This window comes from Pseudomonas sp. P1_A1, assembly GCF_056406935.1.
This window is the reverse complement of the sequence record NZ_JBFTZE010000035.1, coordinates 1-18380: the sequence shown is the minus strand read 5'-3', so window position 1 is coordinate 18380 and position 18380 is coordinate 1. Positions and strand designations below refer to the sequence as shown.

Annotated in this window: 9 protein-coding genes, 2 rRNA genes and 1 pseudogene; 5 read left to right on the top strand and 7 right to left on the bottom strand. The window is 60.1% G+C overall.

Features of this window, described 5'->3' with window-relative positions; genetic code table 11:
- From rrf (AC1D2Q_RS29330) to AC1D2Q_RS29320, 3 genes are all read left to right on the top strand, one after another.
- Positions 1–116: ribosomal RNA gene (rrf, locus tag AC1D2Q_RS29330) — 5S ribosomal RNA — on the top strand.
- A gap of 107 nt (positions 117–223) precedes the next feature.
- Positions 224–339, top strand: a 5S ribosomal RNA gene (gene rrf, locus AC1D2Q_RS29325).
- Between the two features lie 404 nt (positions 340–743).
- Positions 744–2624: a methyl-accepting chemotaxis protein gene (locus AC1D2Q_RS29320; protein WP_477815517.1), complete on the top strand. Its 1881-nt coding sequence runs from the start codon at positions 744–746 to the stop codon at positions 2622–2624.
- 140 nt (positions 2625–2764) lie between these two features.
- Here AC1D2Q_RS29320 and AC1D2Q_RS29315 read toward each other — a convergent pair whose 3' ends face one another.
- The 5 genes from AC1D2Q_RS29315 to AC1D2Q_RS29295 all read right to left on the bottom strand — a co-directional run bounded on the left by AC1D2Q_RS29315 (position 2765) and on the right by AC1D2Q_RS29295 (position 9851).
- Positions 2765–3232 carry an SRPBCC family protein gene (locus AC1D2Q_RS29315; RefSeq protein WP_428635807.1) on the bottom strand — a complete coding sequence of 156 codons (468 nt, stop codon included), beginning with the start codon at positions 3230–3232 and terminating at the stop codon, positions 2765–2767.
- 30 nt (positions 3233–3262) lie between these two features.
- Positions 3263–6679, bottom strand: a complete 3417-nt coding sequence (locus AC1D2Q_RS29310) for an amino acid adenylation domain-containing protein (protein ID WP_477815516.1) — start codon at positions 6677–6679, stop codon at positions 3263–3265.
- A gap of 13 nt (positions 6680–6692) precedes the next feature.
- Complete coding sequence (locus AC1D2Q_RS29305) at positions 6693–7622, bottom strand: diiron oxygenase (protein ID WP_477815515.1); 930 nt, start codon at positions 7620–7622, stop codon at positions 6693–6695.
- Positions 7619–8416: a DUF3050 domain-containing protein gene (locus AC1D2Q_RS29300; RefSeq protein WP_477815514.1), complete on the bottom strand. Its 798-nt coding sequence runs from the start codon at positions 8414–8416 to the stop codon at positions 7619–7621. Before AC1D2Q_RS29300 ends, AC1D2Q_RS29305 begins: the two co-directional genes overlap by 4 nt.
- A 724-nt stretch (positions 8417–9140) precedes the next feature.
- On the bottom strand, positions 9141–9851 hold the full coding sequence (locus AC1D2Q_RS29295) for a GntR family transcriptional regulator (protein WP_477815513.1): 711 nt from the start codon (positions 9849–9851) through the stop codon (positions 9141–9143).
- 265 nt (positions 9852–10116) lie between these two features.
- On the opposite strand from AC1D2Q_RS29295, the gene lapG reads away from it, so the two are divergent.
- The gene (gene lapG / locus AC1D2Q_RS29290) at positions 10117–10809 is read left to right on the top strand and encodes a cysteine protease LapG (protein WP_477815512.1); all 693 of its coding nucleotides are present in this window, start codon (positions 10117–10119) and stop codon (positions 10807–10809) included.
- A 14-nt stretch (positions 10810–10823) separates the two neighbouring features.
- Entirely contained in the window at positions 10824–12770 is a 1947-nt protein-coding gene (gene lapD / locus AC1D2Q_RS29285; protein ID WP_477815511.1) for a cyclic di-GMP receptor LapD, read from the top strand.
- Between the two features lie 166 nt (positions 12771–12936).
- Here lapD and AC1D2Q_RS29280 read toward each other — a convergent pair whose 3' ends face one another.
- Both AC1D2Q_RS29280 and AC1D2Q_RS29275 read right to left on the bottom strand, forming a co-directional pair.
- A complete protein-coding gene (locus AC1D2Q_RS29280; protein ID WP_019582912.1) occupies positions 12937–13275 on the bottom strand; it encodes a hypothetical protein in 339 nt (112 codons plus the stop codon).
- Positions 13276–13422: 147 nt separating this feature from the next.
- Positions 13423–18380: pseudogene (locus tag AC1D2Q_RS29275) on the bottom strand (LapA family giant adhesin); the annotation flags it as partial.

The window sequence follows — 18380 nt, the reverse complement described above, 5'->3', positions numbered from 1 at the left end:
CTTGACGACCATAGAGCATTGGAACCACCTGATCCCATCCCGAACTCAGAAGTGAAACGATGCATCGCCGATGGTAGTGTGGGGTTTCCCCATGTGAGAGTAGGTCATCGTCAAGATTAAATTCCGAAACCCCTATCTGCGTATGCAGGTAGGGGTTTTGTTTTAGTAGAAGTCACCAATTTTGCTGGCACGTTACCGCTGTAACGGGCTGGTCACAGAATTTCTTGACGACCATAGAGCATTGGAACCACCTGATCCCATCCCGAACTCAGAAGTGAAACGATGCATCGCCGATGGTAGTGTGGGGTTTCCCCATGTGAGAGTAGGTCATCGTCAAGATTAAATTCCAAAACCCCTGTCTGCTTATGCAGACAGGGGTTTTGTCTTTCTGGGCTTATAGAAGTCTACGTCTGAAGCGGGTCAAACCCAAGTCTGCATGTCTCGCTACTCCTTCGAGCCAGTAGCATCAGATATAGACCCCCCATCGATACACCTCAACCAAAACACCCAACACCGCGATCATGACTTGCGGTAAGCCCAATAATCCGTCCCTTCTAGTACGCCGTTCGGCGGTTATCTGACGGGTTTTGTACAAATCCTTAAGTTTTCTCCCGCTCGTGCCGAAAGACTGGTGACACATGCGTGCACCAAAGTAGAGCGGCTTCAGAATGCCGTCTGCGCTGTTACATGGAATGTTGCAACCCGGAACGCATCCCCACTTTTGGCATAAGAAGTCCCATGAAATGAATCTCAAGTTCAGCCATAAAATCCTGCTGGCCGCTTCAGGCGTCGTGGTGCTGGCGTTTGCGTTGTTCACTCTGTACAACGACTATCTGCAACGAAACACCATTCGGCAAAACATCGAATCCTCCGTTGAGCAAGCAGGCGACCTGACTGCCAGCAGCGTGCAGAACTGGATGAGCGGCCGCGTGCTGGTCCTGGAAAACCTCGCGCAGAACGTCGCCCATCAGGGTGCCAATGCTGACTTGCCAGGGCTGGTCGATCAACCGGCCCTCACCTCGAACTTCCAGTTCACCTACGTCGGGCAGGCCAATGGCATGTTCACCCAGCGGCCCGACGCGAAGATGCCAGACGGCTACGACCCGCGTCAGCGTCCCTGGTACAAACAAGCCGTGGTCGCCGACAAGACCATGCTGACCCCGCCTTATATGGCTGCGGTCGGCGGGCTGGTGGTGACCGTTGCCATACCGGTGAAAAAGAACGGCGAACTGCTGGGCGTGGTCGGTGGTGACCTGAGCCTGGAAACCCTGGTGAAGATCATCAACTCGGTGGACTTCGGTGGTATCGGTCACGCATTCCTGGTCAGTGCCGACGGTCAGGTGATCGTCAGTCCGGACAAAGACCAAGTGATGAAGAACCTGAAAGACATCTATCCGGGTTCCAGTGTCCGCATCGAGAAAGGCATCCAGGAAGTCGTACTGAACAAGCAGGACCGCATCCTCTCGTTCACACCGGTGAGCGGTTTGCCGAATGCCGAGTGGTACGTCGGTCTGTCGATTGACAAGGCCAAGGCCTACGCACCACTGAGCCAGTTCCGCACCTCGGCGCTGATCGCGATGTTCATCGCCGTGACGGCCATTGCCGTGCTGCTGAGCTTGCTGATCAACGTGCTGATGCGTCCGCTGACCACGATGGGCCGTGCGATGCAGGACATCGCTCAGGGCGAGGGCGACCTGACCCGTCGTCTGGTCGTAGAAAGCAAAGACGAGTTCGGCGAGTTGGGTGGTTCCTTCAACCAGTTCGTGGAGCGGATTCACGCATCGATTTGCGAAGTGTCCTCGGCGACCCGCCAGGTTCATGATCTGTCGCAACGGGTGATGGCATCGTCCAACGCTTCGATCATCGGCTCCGACGAACAAAGCGCCCGCACCAACAGCGTGGCCGCGGCGATCAACCAATTGGGCGCCGCCACCCAGGAAATCGCCCGCAATGCCGCCGATGCTTCGCAACACGCCAGCGGCGCGAGCGAACAGGCCGATGATGGCCGTCAGGTGGTGGAACAAACCATCCAGGCCATGACCGAGCTGTCGCAGAAAATCAGCCTGTCCTGCACGCAGATCGAAACCCTGAACGCGAGCACCGACAACATCGGCCACATTCTGGATGTGATCAAAGGCATCTCCCAGCAGACCAATCTGTTGGCGCTCAACGCGGCTATCGAAGCGGCCCGTGCCGGTGAGGCCGGTCGTGGTTTTGCGGTGGTGGCGGATGAGGTGCGCAACCTGGCTCATCGCACCCAGGAGTCGGCGGAAGAGATCCACAAGATGATCAGCTCGCTGCAGATCGGTTCTCGCGAGGCGGTGACTACGATGAACGCCAGTCAGGTGTCCAGCGAGCAGAGCGTCGAAGTGGCGAACCAGGCCGGCCTGCGACTGGTCAGCGTGACCCAGCGCATCGGCGAAATCGACGGCATGAACCAATCGGTGGCCGCGGCGACCGAAGAGCAGACGGCCGTGGTAGAAACCCTCAACGTCGACGTCAACCAGATCAACCTGCTGAACCAGCAGAGCGTGGCCAACCTCAATGAAACATTGAAGGATTGTGATGCGCTGTCCCAGCAGGCCAATCGTTTGAAGCAACTGGTTGATAGCTTCAAGATCTGATTGAGGTCAGTTGGACCGCGTTATCGTTCTTCGCGTGCAAGTCGGATCGCCTCCTACAAGAGCTAACCTGTAGAAGCGAGCGGTGCGGCGATCCGACTTGCCTGCGATAGCGGTAGATCAGTCACCGCTGAACCGAAGCGCTACACAAACAGCTTCACCACATTCCCCATCGCATCATCGGCAAACCCCTGAACGAACTGCTTGAACCCCGGCAGGGCCTCGGCGCCGCCCTGGGCCGGTTCGGCGATGATCGTCCAGGTCGCCCGCGACTTGTCTGTACCCAGGGATTCCACACTCATCGCCGCCCACAAATTGGCCACGCCCAAGGTGTTGTAGATCGTGGTCCAGGTCATGTTCAGCGCCTGGTCGTTGCGGGAGTTGAGCTGCTCGACCACCAGGTTGCCGTCCTTAAAGAACTTCTTGCGCAGCGACGACACACCTTCGCCGGTCATCTCGATATGCGACAGCGCCGGAATGAATCGGTCGAAGCCGGCAAAATTGCCGACTACTGTCCAGACTTGCGCCGCGTCGGCCGGTACTTCCACCGAAGACACAACGTGGCAGCCTTGAGGGTTTTTGATCAGGGTATCGGGTTGCAGAGTATTCATGGTTTTTGCTCCGTGCGGGGTTAGGGTGAATCAGATGAAGTTGATTTCTTTGAGGTAATCGCAGCCGCGTCGCAGCAGCGCCGGGGATTTTTCCGGGTAGTGCGCGCCCATCTGCCGTACGCCGGCCTGGGCGTTGTCGTGGCCGATCATCGAGATGTCGCCGATGTCTTCCTCGAAGCCGTTGAGGTAGAAACCCAGCACGCCAAACAGTGCGTTATCACTGTCGACCCGGCCCAATTGCTGCTGCCAGTCGGCGACGCTGACCATCGAGAACTCCCGACCGGCTTCGCGAAAGGAAGCCACGTAGGTGTCCCAGCTCAGGGGTTCGGGGTTGTGCAGGTTGAACACCGCTTTTTCGGCCTGGTAACGGCTGGCATGGAAGGCGATGAAACGGGCGAGAAAATCCACCGGCATCAGGTCGAAATTCAGTGCGAACTCCGGTACCTGACCGAGCTGGATCGAGCCCTTGAGCATCAGCATCAGGCGATTCTTGTGGGGCTGGCAGACGCCGGTGAGGCTGTTGAAACTGATGTTGCCGGGGCGATAAAGATTGACCCGAACCCCACGTTCCCGCGCCCGTTCGAGGATCCGCTCGCCGACCCATTTGGACAGGTTGTAGCCGTTCTTGATGTAGATCGGCGGTGTCTGCGCGGCGGGCAACTCCAGCACCCGGCCATCGTCGGAAATCGTGCTGGACGCCGAGAGCGTCGAGACGAAGTTGAAGATCTTCTTGCTGCGTCCTTCACACAGGCGCAGACACTCGAAAATCGGTTCGACGTTATCCCGCGCCAACGACTCGTAATCGAGGACGTGATTGACGTTGGCGGCGTTGTGCACCAATGCGCCGAACTCTCGATCCAGCCGTTCGTAAACCGCTTCGCTGAGCCCCAGTTGCGGGCGAGTGATGTCCGCCGCGTAAACTTGCACCCGGCTCAGGTCCAGATGCTCCAGGCGGTTTTCCCGCAACGCATCCGCAAAGCGTTGCGCCGCCGATTGCCCACCGCCATCGCGCACCAGGCACGCCACTTCGCTGGCGCCCCAGGCCAGCAGAGCTTCGACGATATGAACACCGACGAAGCTGTTGGCACCGGTAACGATCACCTTGTGCACATCGCCCATTCGGCTGACCGGCAGCGGCTCGATGTTCAGTTCACGGAAGGCATCGGCCAAGGCTTTTTCACTCAGCACTTCCTCGGTCCCGGAGCCGCGCACCAACGTCGCCAGCTTCGCAATCGTCGGCAGTTCGATAAAGCGGTTGATTGAGATACTGCGACCGAACTCCTCACGCAAACGCAGGAGCATGCGCGACAGCAGGATCGAATGCCCGCCGAGGTTGAAGAAACTTTCGTCGGTGGAAATGTCGCTGGCGGGCAGCTCCAGCAGCTCAGCCCAGATTTCCAGCAACAGCGCTTCATCGGCGCTGGCGGGCAAACACCGTGGGCCGTTTTCGGTTACGTTGACGGGCAATTCCAGCAGCGCTTTGCGGTCGACCTTGCCGTTGCTGGCGAACGGCATGGTTGCCAGTTCGGTCCAGGCGATCGGCTGCATGTAGTCCGGCAGAAACTGCATCGCGTGGGCTTTCAAGGCTTCGCGGGCGGCACCGGGTTGCACTTCCTGGGGTTGCGCGAGAAAGGCCAGAATCCGCCGATGACAATCGATGACCACCGCCACCTGACGGTACAGCTGGCTGTCGCGCAGGCAGCGTTCGATCTCTTCCGGCTCGACCCGAAAGCCGCGAATTTTCACCTGATTGTCTCGCCGTCCGCACAGCTCGATACCGTCGGCGGTCCACTTGGCCATGTCGCCGGAGCGGTAGGCGCGCAGGCTCTGGCCGTTCGGCAGGTGCAGGTTCAGATAGCGTTCGGCAGTCTGCTGCGGGTTGTTCAGGTAACCCAGGCACACCCCCGGGCCGACGATGTACAACTCACCGACGGTTTGCTCGGTTACCGGTTGCATGTCCTCATCGAGGATCAGCACCTGACTGTTGGCAATCGGTGCGCCGAGGGTCCGGTTACTGTCGCCGGTACGCAGTTGCCGCGCGGTGATCAGCACCGTGGCTTCGGTCGGACCGTAGAGGTTGTAGAGATTGCCTTGGCGGGTCAGTTGCTGGACTACGTAGGGTTCGCAGACATCGCCGCCGGTCATCACATGATCGAGGACCTGCAACTGATCCAGCGGCAGGATGCTCAGCAAGGCTGGCGGCAAAAAGGCATGGCTGAGTTGTTGGTGGCGGATCAGCTCGACCAGTTGCAGCGGGTCGCGACGTTGGTCCTCGTTGGGCACGATCAGCTCTGCGCCCTGCAGCAGGGTCGGGAAGATATCGATCAATGACGAGTCGAAACTCAACGATGAAAACTGCAACACCCGGCTCTGTTCGGTCAGCTGCACGTAGTCGGCGTACCACGCGGTGAAGTGCGCGAGGTTGGCCTGGCTGAGCAGCACGCCTTTGGGGTGACCCGTGGTGCCCGAGGTGTAGAGCGCCATGCATGGCGCGTCGAGATCGGGGCGTTGGCGCATCAAGGGTTGGTCGAGATTCACATCGCCGCTGTCGATACGGCTGATGTCCAGCCCCGGCATCGTCTCGCTGAGAGGATGCTCTCCGTCATGCAGCAACAACACCGCTTCAGCGTTTTCCAGAATGTACTGCTGACGTTGCAGCGGGTGGCTCGGCTCCAGCGGCAGGTACACCGCGCCGCTGCCCAGGATCGCCAGAATCCCCGCATACAACGCGCTGCATTTTGGCAGGCAGATCCCGACCACCAACCGTCCTTGATGCTGTTCGAGCAACGGTTGCAATCGCTGTTGGATGGCGCGGCTGTGGGCGTGCAGTTGCCGATAGCTCAGCGACGTGCCGGCGATGTTCAGCGCCGCACGCTCGGCAGACTGAATAAAGCGCTGTTCAAGCCGCTCGATCATCGGGATCTGCCCAAGTTGCAGCAGTCGTGGTTCAGCTGTGTTGTTGAGACGGTGGACGAAGGCCAGGTGCTCTAAAAACAGCAGGTTTTCCACCTGTTCGAAGTGCGCGGAAATCGTCGGCTCGGCCTGCAGGAAATAGTCGGCATCCCGGGAGAAGCGGCTGACCAGCAGCGCCACATGATCGACCAGCTCGGCCACTGCCCGCAGGCGCAATGCCTGGCCGTTGCCGGACAACTCTTCGGCGACCGGCACGCGACTCAACGGCGTCGAGTTGTACGTGCACAGCAGGTCCAGCGGTGGCAGCCCGCTAGCTCCAGGCACCCCGACACCCACTTGCAGCATCAGGTGCGGCGCATTGCCGAAGTCCCGAAATGGCAGGCTGGCATCGTCGATCAGCAAATCAAATAAGCCTGGCGGTGGTTCTTCCACATTCGCAAGTCGCGCCAGTGAATGACCGTGTTGTTCGAGCTCCAGCGCCAGTTCGGTCAGGGCCTGGCTTTGCCCGATGAGCAAAATATCGAGACGTCTCATGATGTTCTCCTCGTTAAACCAGGTAGTCGCTCAGGGCGCTTTGCACGCACGGTGAATCGAGCAGCGAACTGCTGCGGAAAAACCGCACGATGTTGGCGACCAGCGGGTGATGGCGATTGATCGGGAAGGCCAGCCCCGACACTTCGCTCTTGAGGGCCTGACGCACCACGTCGCTGATCTGCAAGGCGTCGATCAGGCGGAAGTCGAAGGACTTCTGGATGTCGTTGGTCAGGTAATGGCTGATGAACACCGGCAGGATGTGCGCGATGCACTGGCGATCGTCTTCGCTTGCGGTGTGCCAGTAGATGCGCACCAGCCGCGACCAGAACCCGGAATGACGGCCCTCGTCCAGCAAGTGGTCGGCCATCAGGCCTTTGATCGATTGCTTGACCGTGTCGTCCTTGGCGAACGCCGCCACATCGCCGGTCACGGTGTTCTCGGCGATGGCCACGCAGATCAGTTCCACGGCGCTGCGCAGGTGCTCTGGTGCGAGGGCCACGGCCGCCGGGATGGCACGGCTCAGTTCGATTTCATCCGGCAGTTCGATGGGGGTGATGCCGGTCATGGCGACGGTCTGCTGCATGAAGTCCATGGCCACCAGGGCGTGGTAATCCTCGTCCACCACCACGGTCATGGCGTCGTAGCGACAGGCGAACGGGAACGCCACGCTGAAGCGGTTTTTAGCGATGCTGCGGGCGGTCTTGTCGACGATCTCGGTTTCGAAAATCACCACGTCATTGATGAACTTGTAGAGCGTCTGTACCAGGGCGAAGTCCCGTTGTTCCGGGCATTCGCGCAGGAAGGTTTCGCTCAGCACCAGCGGCTGGCGGCTCAGCGGATAGATCAGCTTGTCGTCGTTCTCCAGCACACGCCGGGGGCGGGTGCGAATGGTTGCGCGGCTTTCCCAGGCGTCGGCGAAGGATTGGTAGTCGGCGGCGTTCATGCGTTCACCTCGGCAACCGGTTCGCTCACCTCGGCAACCGGTTCGCTCATGCTCAGGCGCAAGCCGTCCCACAGCGCGATGCGACTTTCCACGGCGGCGATGGCGCTGGCGTATACGTCTTCTTCGCGCTGCGGATCGCCATTGACCAGGCGTGCGAGGAGTTTTTCCGCCGCCGGGCCGTGGTCTTCGGAGTCGACTTCGATGTGCCGTTCCAGGTAGTAACGGAAGGTCGGCGCTTGTTCGATGCCAATGCCCCAGTCGTCGAGAATCCGCTGGAACATCTGCGGGATGACACTCTCGCGGCCGTGCAGAAACGCCGCCGCCACACTGTGCCCCGGCGCATGCAACGCGGTGTGCAAGGTGTGACGTACGAATTGTGCGGCCGCCGGGTCGACGTCCACGCTTTGCAAGGCCACGTCGTAGCTCACGCCTTCTTTTTGCAACGCCACGAAGCGTTCGACGGCGACCGTGCTTGCACCGACTTCGCGCATCGCATCCAGGTACAACTCGAAATGGCTGTAGTGACCTTGGGCGGGACGATCATCGGACTCTTCACCGAGCACGATCTCGTTGATCAGACGCGCGGCCTGCGGATCTCGTGGCGGCAGCCAGGGCAGCTGAACGCAGGTCAGTTCCTGTTGCAGGCGTTTGGTCAGCGACATGAAATCCCACACTGCGAACACATGGGTTTCCATGAAGCGTTGAAGCACCGATAACGAATGTATTTCAGAAAAGATCGGGTGCGCACTAAGTTCTGCTTTCTTCTGATTAAGACGATCTTTAGTCGGTTTCATGAGCGAGCCTATAAGTGATCTGGAATACCGTTGAGGGGGTGTTGATCAATAAGTAACGGTTGCTTGAAGTTTTCTATTGGCGAGCGGGTGCCTCAATTGAATTGATGCTTATTAGGGTTGTGCAATCGCTGAGTAGTGCTTGGCCCCGGTGTTTGTGGGCGGCGGAGAAAAACTAATGCATGAATAAAGTGTCGGGCAAGTGTTTTTTTAATTAATTGAAAGTTTAACTTTTTCGAGCGCGACAAGTTCCAATAAGACTTTTGTATAAAGTTTTATTTGGGCGTAGTTGCTCCTTTCGGCGTATATAAGCCAAAATTCAAATAAAGAGTGAATGCCTCACTCGAAGCAACTTTCTACTTGGGTCATTGATGTGATCTGAGGGGGTGGAAGTTGGCTGGGAGCGACGCCGGTTCTTCCTTTCCCGTGACAAGACTCCTTCCGTTGGTTCTTGTGGTGCGGGTGACTGCTCCGGGGTGCGGTGCGTCGCCCGTCATTATTCGTTGGCAGCTCAAGAGTGAGCGTAATTCACGGCGCTCGCTATCACCCCTGCATGATCTGATAGGTGCAATTATCGGGCTCGGGGGTGACAGGGCTTGGGGAGTGGGCATGAAGTCGCTGCACACCGGCGCGGTGTGGGCGAAAGGGGGATTTGTAAGCAGATTTGTTCGTTGAGCAGTCCAGGTGCGGATCAGCCAGAAATCGCGGCGAGCCGTTCAATGACTCGCTACTTCGAGGTTTTCCTGCGCTGTCCCTCAGGGCTTGCGAGGTAGTGCGTAATGACTTCGACACCCCGGTTGAGGTGGTTTTCGAGCAACATCACCGAGTGCTCGATATCCCGGTCCTCGGCGGCCCGCAACAACGCTCGGTGATCTTCCTGGGACAGTTTGCCCAGACCCATGGCTTCCAGGTTGAAACGCAGGAAGCGTTCCTCTTCGTTCAACCCGTCTTCGACCAGCTTCAGCAGCCGCTGGTTGGGGGCTTTGTTGTAAAGCGCCATGTGGAACAGACGATTGAGCCGGCCGATCTCGGTGTAGTCGTGTTCCGTTTCCAACTCGTCGATGTAGCGTGCAGCCTGTTTGAAATCGGCATCTTCAAGCAGGGGGATCGACCGACGCAAGGCTTCGGACTCCAGCAGGATCCGCAACTCATACGTCTCTGCCGCATCGCCCTGAACCAACGGTGCGACCACCGCGCCTTTATGGGCGATCACGTTGAGCAGCGCTTGCGCTTCAAGCTGGCGCAAGGCTTCGCGCACCGGCATGCGGCTAACGCCGAACAGGTCGGCGAGGTCTTGCTGACGCAGGGCGGTGCCGCAAGGAATGCGACCGTCGAGAATGGCCGCGCGCAGGGTTTCTTCGATCACCGAGCGTGCCAGATGAGCGGGAATCGGCCCGTTGACCTTGATGCTGCTGAGAGGGTTGGGCTTCTGTGTCACGACAAACGCACCCTGATTGGCTGAAGTATTTGGATCCAAATGGACACTAGTGACTGCCTGACGGGTTGTCAAACGGTCAAAAGGCGTAGCCTTCGGCAGCTCCTGCAGACTTCGGCACAGGAGTTGCCGAAGGCTGCGATCTTTTTATTGCTCCCGCCATTCAAAGTCTAGCGCGTCGCCGGTGATCTCACCGTGCCATTGTCTTTTAGCAGACTAACCTTCACCATCAAGCAGATTTCCATCTGCCTGACCTGGATACCTCGCATTGGCGATACGTTTCGCGATCCCTCGGACTTTGCGCTGGCTAGGCTGCGCACTGCTGCTGGCCGGTGTCATGCTGGGCGGGCTGCATGCCGACTGGGATTTTTCGCTGATCAGCCGTCGTGCGCAGGCATTGTACGGGCCTTTGGGTGAAGGGCGGCAGCGCATCGATGCCTGGCAGCAATTGCTGGCCACGCAAAAGCAGGTTGGCGAGCTGGAACAGCTCAACGTGGTCAACCGGTTCTTCAACAAGCAGATGCGCTACGAAGAAGACATCGACCTGTGGCACGAGGTCGATTATTGGGAAACTCCCATCGAAGCCTTGTGGAAGGGCGCCGGCGATTGCGAAGACTACGCTATCGCCAAATATTTCAGCCTGCGTCATCTTGGTGTATCCAGTGACAAGCTGCGCATTACCTACGTCAAGGCTTTGCGCCTGAACCGCGCGCACATGGTGCTGACCTACTACGCGAGCCCCGAGGCCATGCCTTTGGTGCTCGACAGCCTGATCGATGCGATCAAGCCCGCCAACCAGCGAACCGATTTGCTGCCGGTCTACTCTTTCAATGCCGAAGGGTTGTGGCTGCCGGGTGCCAAGGGCAACAAGAAGGTCGGAGACACCAAACGCCTGTCTCGCTGGCAGGACGTATTGAAGAAAATGCAGGCCGAAGGTTTCCCGGTCGAGACGATTAACTAGGAGCACGCGCTCAGATGTCTTTGTTCAAACAGCTGTTGATCGCTATCTGTCTGTTCCTGGTGGTCGCCTTCACCGGCAGCTTCATGGTCAGTCTGGAAAGCTCGCGCACCCAGTACGTCAATCAGTTGCGTTCTCACGCCCAGGACGCCGCGACGGCATTGGCGCTGTCCCTGACGCCGAACATCGACGACCCGGCAATGGTCGAGTTGCTGGTCAGCTCGATCTTCGACAGCGGTTACTACGCGAGCATCCGCGTGGTCGATCTGGCCAACGACAAGACGATTGTCGAGCGCAGCGGCATCCCGGCGGTCACCAACGTGCCCGACTGGTTCGTCAAACTGATCGGCCTGGAGCCGGCCGGTGGTGATGCGATTGTCAGCCGTGGCTGGGAGCAGGCCGCGCGGGTCGAGGTGGTCAGCCATCCGATGTTCGCGTTGGCCAAGCTGTGGCAGAGCGCGTTGGGCAGCCTCGGCTGGTTGCTGCTCTGTGGCGCGGTGAGTGCGGTGCTGGGCGCGTTGTTGCTGCGTCGGCAACTGAAGCCGCTGGATTACATGGTCAAGCAATCCCACGCCATTGCTCGCCGGGAATTCTTAAGCCTGCCGGAGCTGCCGCGCACCCCGGAACTGCGCCGGGTGGTGCAGGCCATGAACCAGATGGTCGAGAAGCTCAAGGCACTGTTCCAGGAGCAGGCCGAACGCAGTGAAAAGCTGCGCGCCGAGTCCTATCAGGACAACCTGACCGGCCTGGCCAACCGGCGCTATTTCGAAATGCAATTAAACGCGCGATTGAACAACTCGGAGCAGGCCAGCTCCGGTTATTTGCTGCTGTTGCGGGTGAAGGATCTGGCCGGTTTGAACCAGCGGCTGGGCGGTCAGCGTACCGATGAATTGTTGAAAGCGGTCGGTGAGCAGTTGTCCCGCGAGTGCGCCAAGTACCCGGAAACCCAGAACCTCGTGACGCGTATTCGTGGCGGGGAATTCGCCGTGCTGGCGCCGGGGCTGGTACGTGAAGAAGCGCTACAACTGGCGAGTAATCTCGAAAGTGCCTTGGGGAGCCTGCATGCGACGGGCGCCACGGACGTGGCTTCGGTGGCTTCGATCGGGTTGGCGCCGTTTGCCCATGGCGACTCGCCGCAAGCGGTGATCGGGTTGGCGGATCAGGCACTGGCCCAGGCGGAAAGCCAGGGCGAACCGAGCTGGGCTTGCCTCGATCAGGGCGCGCCGGCGCGGGTTGGCGACGATCACCATGCCTGGCACACCCTGCTGGATCAGGCGCTCGACCAGCAGCGTTTCGAGCTGTATTTCCAGCCGGTGGTGGCCAGCGACGACACAAAGTTGGTGCTGCATTACAAAGTGCTGTCGCGCCTGCTCGACGAACAGGACCAGACCATTCCCGCCGGGCGTTTCTTGCCATGGCTTGAGCGTTTCGGCTGGACCGCGCGACTGGACCGTTTGATGCTGGAACTGGTGCTTGAGCAGATGGTCGACCATGAGGAGTCGCTGGCGCTGAACCTGTCTTCGGCGACACTGGCGGACCCGCAGGCGCTGAACGCAGTGTTCGATATCCTGCGTCAGCATTCGAATCTTGGCGAACGACTAACCCTGGAAATCGGCGAAGAGCAACTGCCCGAGCAGGCGGTACTGGAGCTGCTGACGCGGCGTTTGCGCGAGCTTGGGTTCTCGCTGAGTCTGCAGCGTTTTGGTGGGCGCTTCAGCATGATCGGCAACCTGGCGCGGCTGGGGCTGGCGTATCTGAAGATCGACGGCAGTTACATCCGCGCGATTGATCAGGAGAGCGACAAGCGCCTGTTCATCGAGGCGATTCAGCGAGCGGCGCACAGCATCGATTTGCCGTTGATTGCCGAGCGGGTCGAGACCGAAGGGGAGTTGTCGGTGATTCGCGAGATGGGGTTGTATGGGGTTCAGGGGCAGTTGTTTGGTGAGCCGAAGCCTTGGCAGTGAGGCTGATGCCGTCATCGCGAGCAAGCCCGCTCCCACAGAATTTGTGTGGTACCAGAGTGTTGTGGTGAAGCGAAAAAAGATCGCAGCCTTCGGCAGCTCCTACAGAGGAATGCGTACCCCTGTAGGAGCTGCCGAAGGCTGCGATCTTTTTTGCTTTACCGGGGATTCAGATCAACCCCGTCTCATCATCATCGATCAACTGGCTCAACCCGCCCAGCGCTTCACGGGCTTGGGTCCGGTCCATGAGTTTGGCCTGTGCGGCCGGCGGCAGGTCGGTGACGCGGATCACGCCTTTTTGGGTGAGCACCTGAATCAAGTCGTCGAGTACCCGGATCATTTCCAGGTCGCTCTGCTTGAGCTGCTTGAGGCTGGTCTCCACCACTTCGTGGGCATACCAGGCCTGGATTTCATGGTGGTCGGCCGGCAGCGTTTCCGTGGCCTCGGCGTAGGCCGTGGCTTCCACGCGCACTAACTGACCTTGCGCATCGCGTTGCACGTAAAACATTGAGCATCCCTCGGAAATGAACCAGCGTCGTGCTGTCAGCAGCATAGGCCAACGCAGGCGAGTATGCGGTGCGACGACGAAATCGTCACCCGTGAGGTGTGGGCATACATGACGGCCGCCCGGTTGGGGCGGCCGTCAGCCTGCATATCAGCTGTTGTTGTGATCGATCTTGATGGTCGGGTCACTGCCGGCAATCAGCGAGTTGATGCTGGCGCTGGACCAATTGTTACCTTCCAGTTTGATCGTCACGTCCGGGGTGGTCGCTGCGGCATCGGCGCCGTTGAACTTGCCGGCGGAGCTGACTTGCAGGGACGACACGCCGTCCACGGTGGTGATCTTCAGGAAGTGGTCGATCGTGCTGCCGCTTTCACCCTGCAACAAATCACGCAGGTCGATGCGGTCGCCTTCGCTGGCCTTGAAGTCCTTGATCACGTCGCTGCCAGTGTCGCCAGCCTTCCAGATGAAGGTGTCGGCACCCGAGCCGCCAATCAGGATGTCGTTGCCTTGACCGCCGATCAGCGAGTCATTGCCGGTGCCGCCGAGCAGGATGTCATTGCCCTTGCCGCCGTCGAGGAGGTCGTTGCCGCCCTGGCCGAAGAGAATGTCGTTGCCCGCGCCACCCAGCAGCGTGTCGTTACCATCGTGAGCGCCAGACACGTCGAACGCGGTGTAGTGCTCGGTGATGTACTGGTGCACGTTGCTGGTGGTGACTTTGCTGACGTCGACACCGGTTTGCTGGGCGACGAACGCCTGCATCGCCTGATAACCCTCGCCGGCAATGCCATTGAAGCTCACCAGATCGCCGAACAGGAGGTCGTTGCCGTCACCGCCGCTGACCGTATCGGCACCAGGCATCGTCGCTTCGGTATGGCCGATGATCGAGTTGGCCAGGTCCTTGGGGTCGATGTTGGTTTGTGGCGTTTGATCCGAGTCGTACGGTTTGAGGTCGGTGAGAGTGACGTCCTTGTTCAGGCCGATGGCCTCCACCGTCGACACGTTGCTCAGCAACGTGAAGCTGCTGGTGGAGTTGTCGATGGCGGTGGAATCGGTGCTGTAGCCGGTGCCATCGCGATAGGACAGTTCGTACGTGCCGTTGCCCTCGGCATGCAGGGTGCCCAGTTCGGAACTGCTCCAGCGGCCAGAGTTTTTCAGCGTCTGCAGCGTGACGTTGCCGGCGCTGTCGATGGTCAGGTAGTGAGTACTGTCCAAGTAGTTGGAGTAGGTCTGCCCCAACTTGTAGTTGGTGGTGGTGATGACGTCATCGAGCTTCACGTTGCCATACAAGGTCGGGTTGGTTTGTTCGCCGCTCTGGTAGTAGGTCGGCTTGCCGTCGGTGATGAAGTACGTGAGGTTCTTCGCGCCGGTGTTGGCAAGGGCGTCGGCACTCTGGAACCAGTTGGCCGTGGTTTTGAACACGTCCTCGTAGTTGGTGCCGCCGCCGGACGACATCGAGTCCAGAACGGATTTGAGCAAGGTCAGCGCGTTCGGGTCGTTCAGGTTCACCGACACCGATTTGTTGACCTGGTTATCGAAGTCCGCCAGGAAAATATTCACGGTACCGGAGTTGCCGCCCAGGCTTTGCTTGAGGGTGTTGAACACCGCCGTCAGCGAATCCTTGGCGGCGTTGATCGACGTGCTGCTCATGCTGCCCGAACTGTCGACCATGAACGCGATGTTGTAATTGGTGCCCGGCACCACGGTCAGCCCGCCGATGTCGGCGACCATGATGTCGTTACCGTCGGTGCCGGTGACCGTGTCGTCGGCCGCCGTGGCGGTCACGGCGTTGTAGACCGCCGGGTATACCGTGACCGGAATCTGCGCGGTGCTCAGTGCCGAACCGCCGAGTGCTTCGGTGGATGTCGAGGTGACGGTCAGGGTGAACTGGCCGTTGTAGTACGGCGGCGGGGTGACGGTCAGGCTGCCGAGGTTCCAGCCGGTAACGTTGGCTTCGCCGTTGGTGGTGGTGAAGGTGTGGCCCGCGCCATCGCTGAGCACCGAGCCTGCCGGCATGCCGCTGATCTTCACGCTCAGGCTTTCAGAGCCGTCGGTGTCGGTCAGTGCGGTCTTGATCGCGGACAGGTGAACGCTGGTGCCTTCGGCGCCTTCGTTGAGTTTGTAGCCGTCGTAGTAGCCTTCGCCGTTGGTGCCGTGCAGGTCGGACACCGTCACGCCAGAGGCGGCCAGATCCGCCACGCCGGTGTACAGCGGCACGCCGGCGCTGCTCAGGTCGACCGCAGTACCGCCGTTGACCGACAGGTTGACGTCATAGCTGCCGGGGCCACTCTGGTTGTGGTGGTAGATATCCAGGGTGTAATAACCGCTGGTGGTCGGGGTGAACGAGCCATTCAGCTTGCCGCCTGCGCCCCAAGTCGTCGCGGCCACGTTCTGGCCACCGATGGTCACCAACAGGCTGTCATCACCGGTGCCGCTGAAGGTGTACGTCTTGCCGGCTTCGAGGTAAATCAAACCGGAGGTTTTCGAGGCCGTGCCGGCAGTGACGCCGCCGTCGGACTGAACGTTGGTCACGGTGCCGGTGGAGTTCGGAGTACCTGCGGCGTCGATGACCGATTTCAGCGTGCCGGACGGCGCACCGCTGCCATCGGTGCCCAGGCCCGACAGGCCGGTCCAGACTTCCTTGATCAGGCCGGTGGACTTGACGCTGTTGTCCGCGACGCTCAGGGATGGCGCATCGGCAACCGGCGTGATGTCGATTTTCACCGTGCCGGTGTTGCCCAACAGTTGACCGTCGGTTGGCTGGAACTTGATCTGCGCGTAGTCCGCCTGGTTATTGCCCGCACCGCTGCCACCGTAGCCGTCAACGCCCGACTCGTTGGCATCCGGCGTGAAGCGCAACTTGCCGGCGTCGATGTCGGCCTTGCTGATGGTCTGGTTGGTCGTTACGTCTTTCCAGGTCGCACCGTCCAGGTACTGCAATTTGCCGTCGCCCGGCAGCTGAGTGATTTTCACCCCCAGGTTGGCGGCCGGACTGTCGACATCGCTGACGCCGAAGGTCGACCAGCCGAGGATCAGCGGGGTGTCTTCAGTGCCGGTGACGTTAACCGGCGCGGCGGTCGGCGCGTCGTTCACGGCCACCACGTTGACGGTGGTGGTCGCGGTGTTGGAATAATTGCTGCCATCGGTCACCGTCACGGTGATGATCCGCGGCACGGTGCTCGGATCCTCACTGCTGTTGGTGAAGCTGATGTTTTTGATCTGTTGCATGTAGTCGGCCAGCGTCGCGTTGCCCGACAGGGTCAGGGTGACCGTGCCGTTCTGGCTGTTGGCGTTGATGCTAATGCCATTGACGCTGTTGCCCAGGTTCAGCGCATCGCCCGGCTGACGGTTGGTCAGCACGATGGTGGCGCCGGTCAGCATCGTGCTGTCCGGGTCGGTGATGCTCAGGTCGGTGTCGCCGATCGAGACGCCCTGGCCGGTGGTGCCTTCGGTGAAGGTCACGTTGTAGTTGGCCCCGGTGGCGCCGCTGGAGTTGTTGGCGTCCAGGTCGAGAACCGGCGCGGCATCGTTGTCGATGATCGAGGTGCTGACGCTGCCGTTGGTGCTGCTGACCGCGAGGTTTTCGAAGTTGCCGCCGGTGGCCGAGTCGATCTTGACCACAAAGTTCTCGGTGCCCTCGGTGAGCTTGTCGTCCAGCGTCGCGACGTTGAAGCTCGCGCTGCTGGCGCCGGCCGGGATCTTCACGGTGTACACGCCGGTGAAGTCCGAACCGTCGGCGGCGGTGCCGCTGTAGACGATTTTCAGGGTCACTTCGGTCTGCGCCGGGTGGGTCAGGCTGACGGTGTAACTGGCGGTCTGGCCTTCGGTCACCGAGGTGCTGCCGCTGATGCTGACTTCGGTTTTGTCGATCGTGTCGGTGACGGTGGTCACTGCCGGGGCAGTGCTAGGCACCAGGTTCTCGAAGTTGCCACCGGTGGCGGTGGAGATGGTCGCCTGGACCGTGCCGGCGTCTTTGTATACGTCATCGGACGGTGCCGGGACGGTCACGGTGCCGGTGGTTTTACCGGCGTCGATGGTGATCACGGCGCCGTTGCTCAGGGTAACGGTGACTGGTGTGCCGGCGGTGTTGGTCAGGGTTGCGGTGTAAGTGATCTGGCCACCTTCGGCTACCGAGTTGGATGCGCTCAGGCTGAGGTTGGTGGTGTCGACGGTGTCGGTCACGGTGGTGCTGACCGGCGTTTTGTCCGCCACCAGATTTTCGTAATTGCCGCCGCTGACGTTGGTGATCGAGTTGGTCAGCGGAGCGTGGCCAGTCAATGCGTCATTCGGCGCGGCGGTGGTCACGGTACCGGTGGTTTTGCCGATCTCGATGGTGATCGTCTGACCGTTGGCCAGGGACACGGTGACCGGGCTGCCAGTCACTGGCGCACCGACGGTTGCGGTGTAAGTGACGGTGCCGCCTTCGGCTGCTGAAGCGGTGGCGTTCAGGGTCACGGTCGAGGTGTCGATGGTATCGGTGACGGTGGTCACTGCCGGGGCAGTGCTCGGCACCAGGTTTTCGAAATTGCCACCGGTGGCGGTGGAGATGGTCGCCTGGACCGTACCGGTATCTTTGTAAACGTCATCGGATGGAGCCGGAACGGTCACGGTGCCGGTGGTTTTGCCGGCGTCGATGGTGATTACAGCGCCGTTGCTCAGGGTCACGGTGACTGGCGTGCCGGCGGCGTTGGTCAGGGTCGCGGTGTAAGTGATCTGGCCACCTTCGGACACTGAGTCGGTCGCACTCAGGCTGAGGTTGGTGGTGTCGACGGTGTCGGTCACGGTGGTGCTGACCGGCGTTTTGTCCGCCACCAGATTTTCGTAGTTGCCACCGCTGACGTTGGTGATCGAGTTGGTCAGCGGAGCGTGGCCAGTCAATGCGTCGTTCGGCGCGGTGGTGGTCACGGTACCGGTGGTTTTGCCGATCTCGATGGTGATCGTCTGACCGTTGGCCAGGGACACAGTGACCGGGCTGCCAGTCACTGGCGCACCGACGGTTGCGGTGTAAGTGACGGTGCCGCCTTCGGCTGCTGAAGCGGTGGCGTTCAGGGTCACGGTCGAGGTGTCGATGGTATCGGTGACGGTGGTCACTGCCGGGGCAGTGCCAGTGC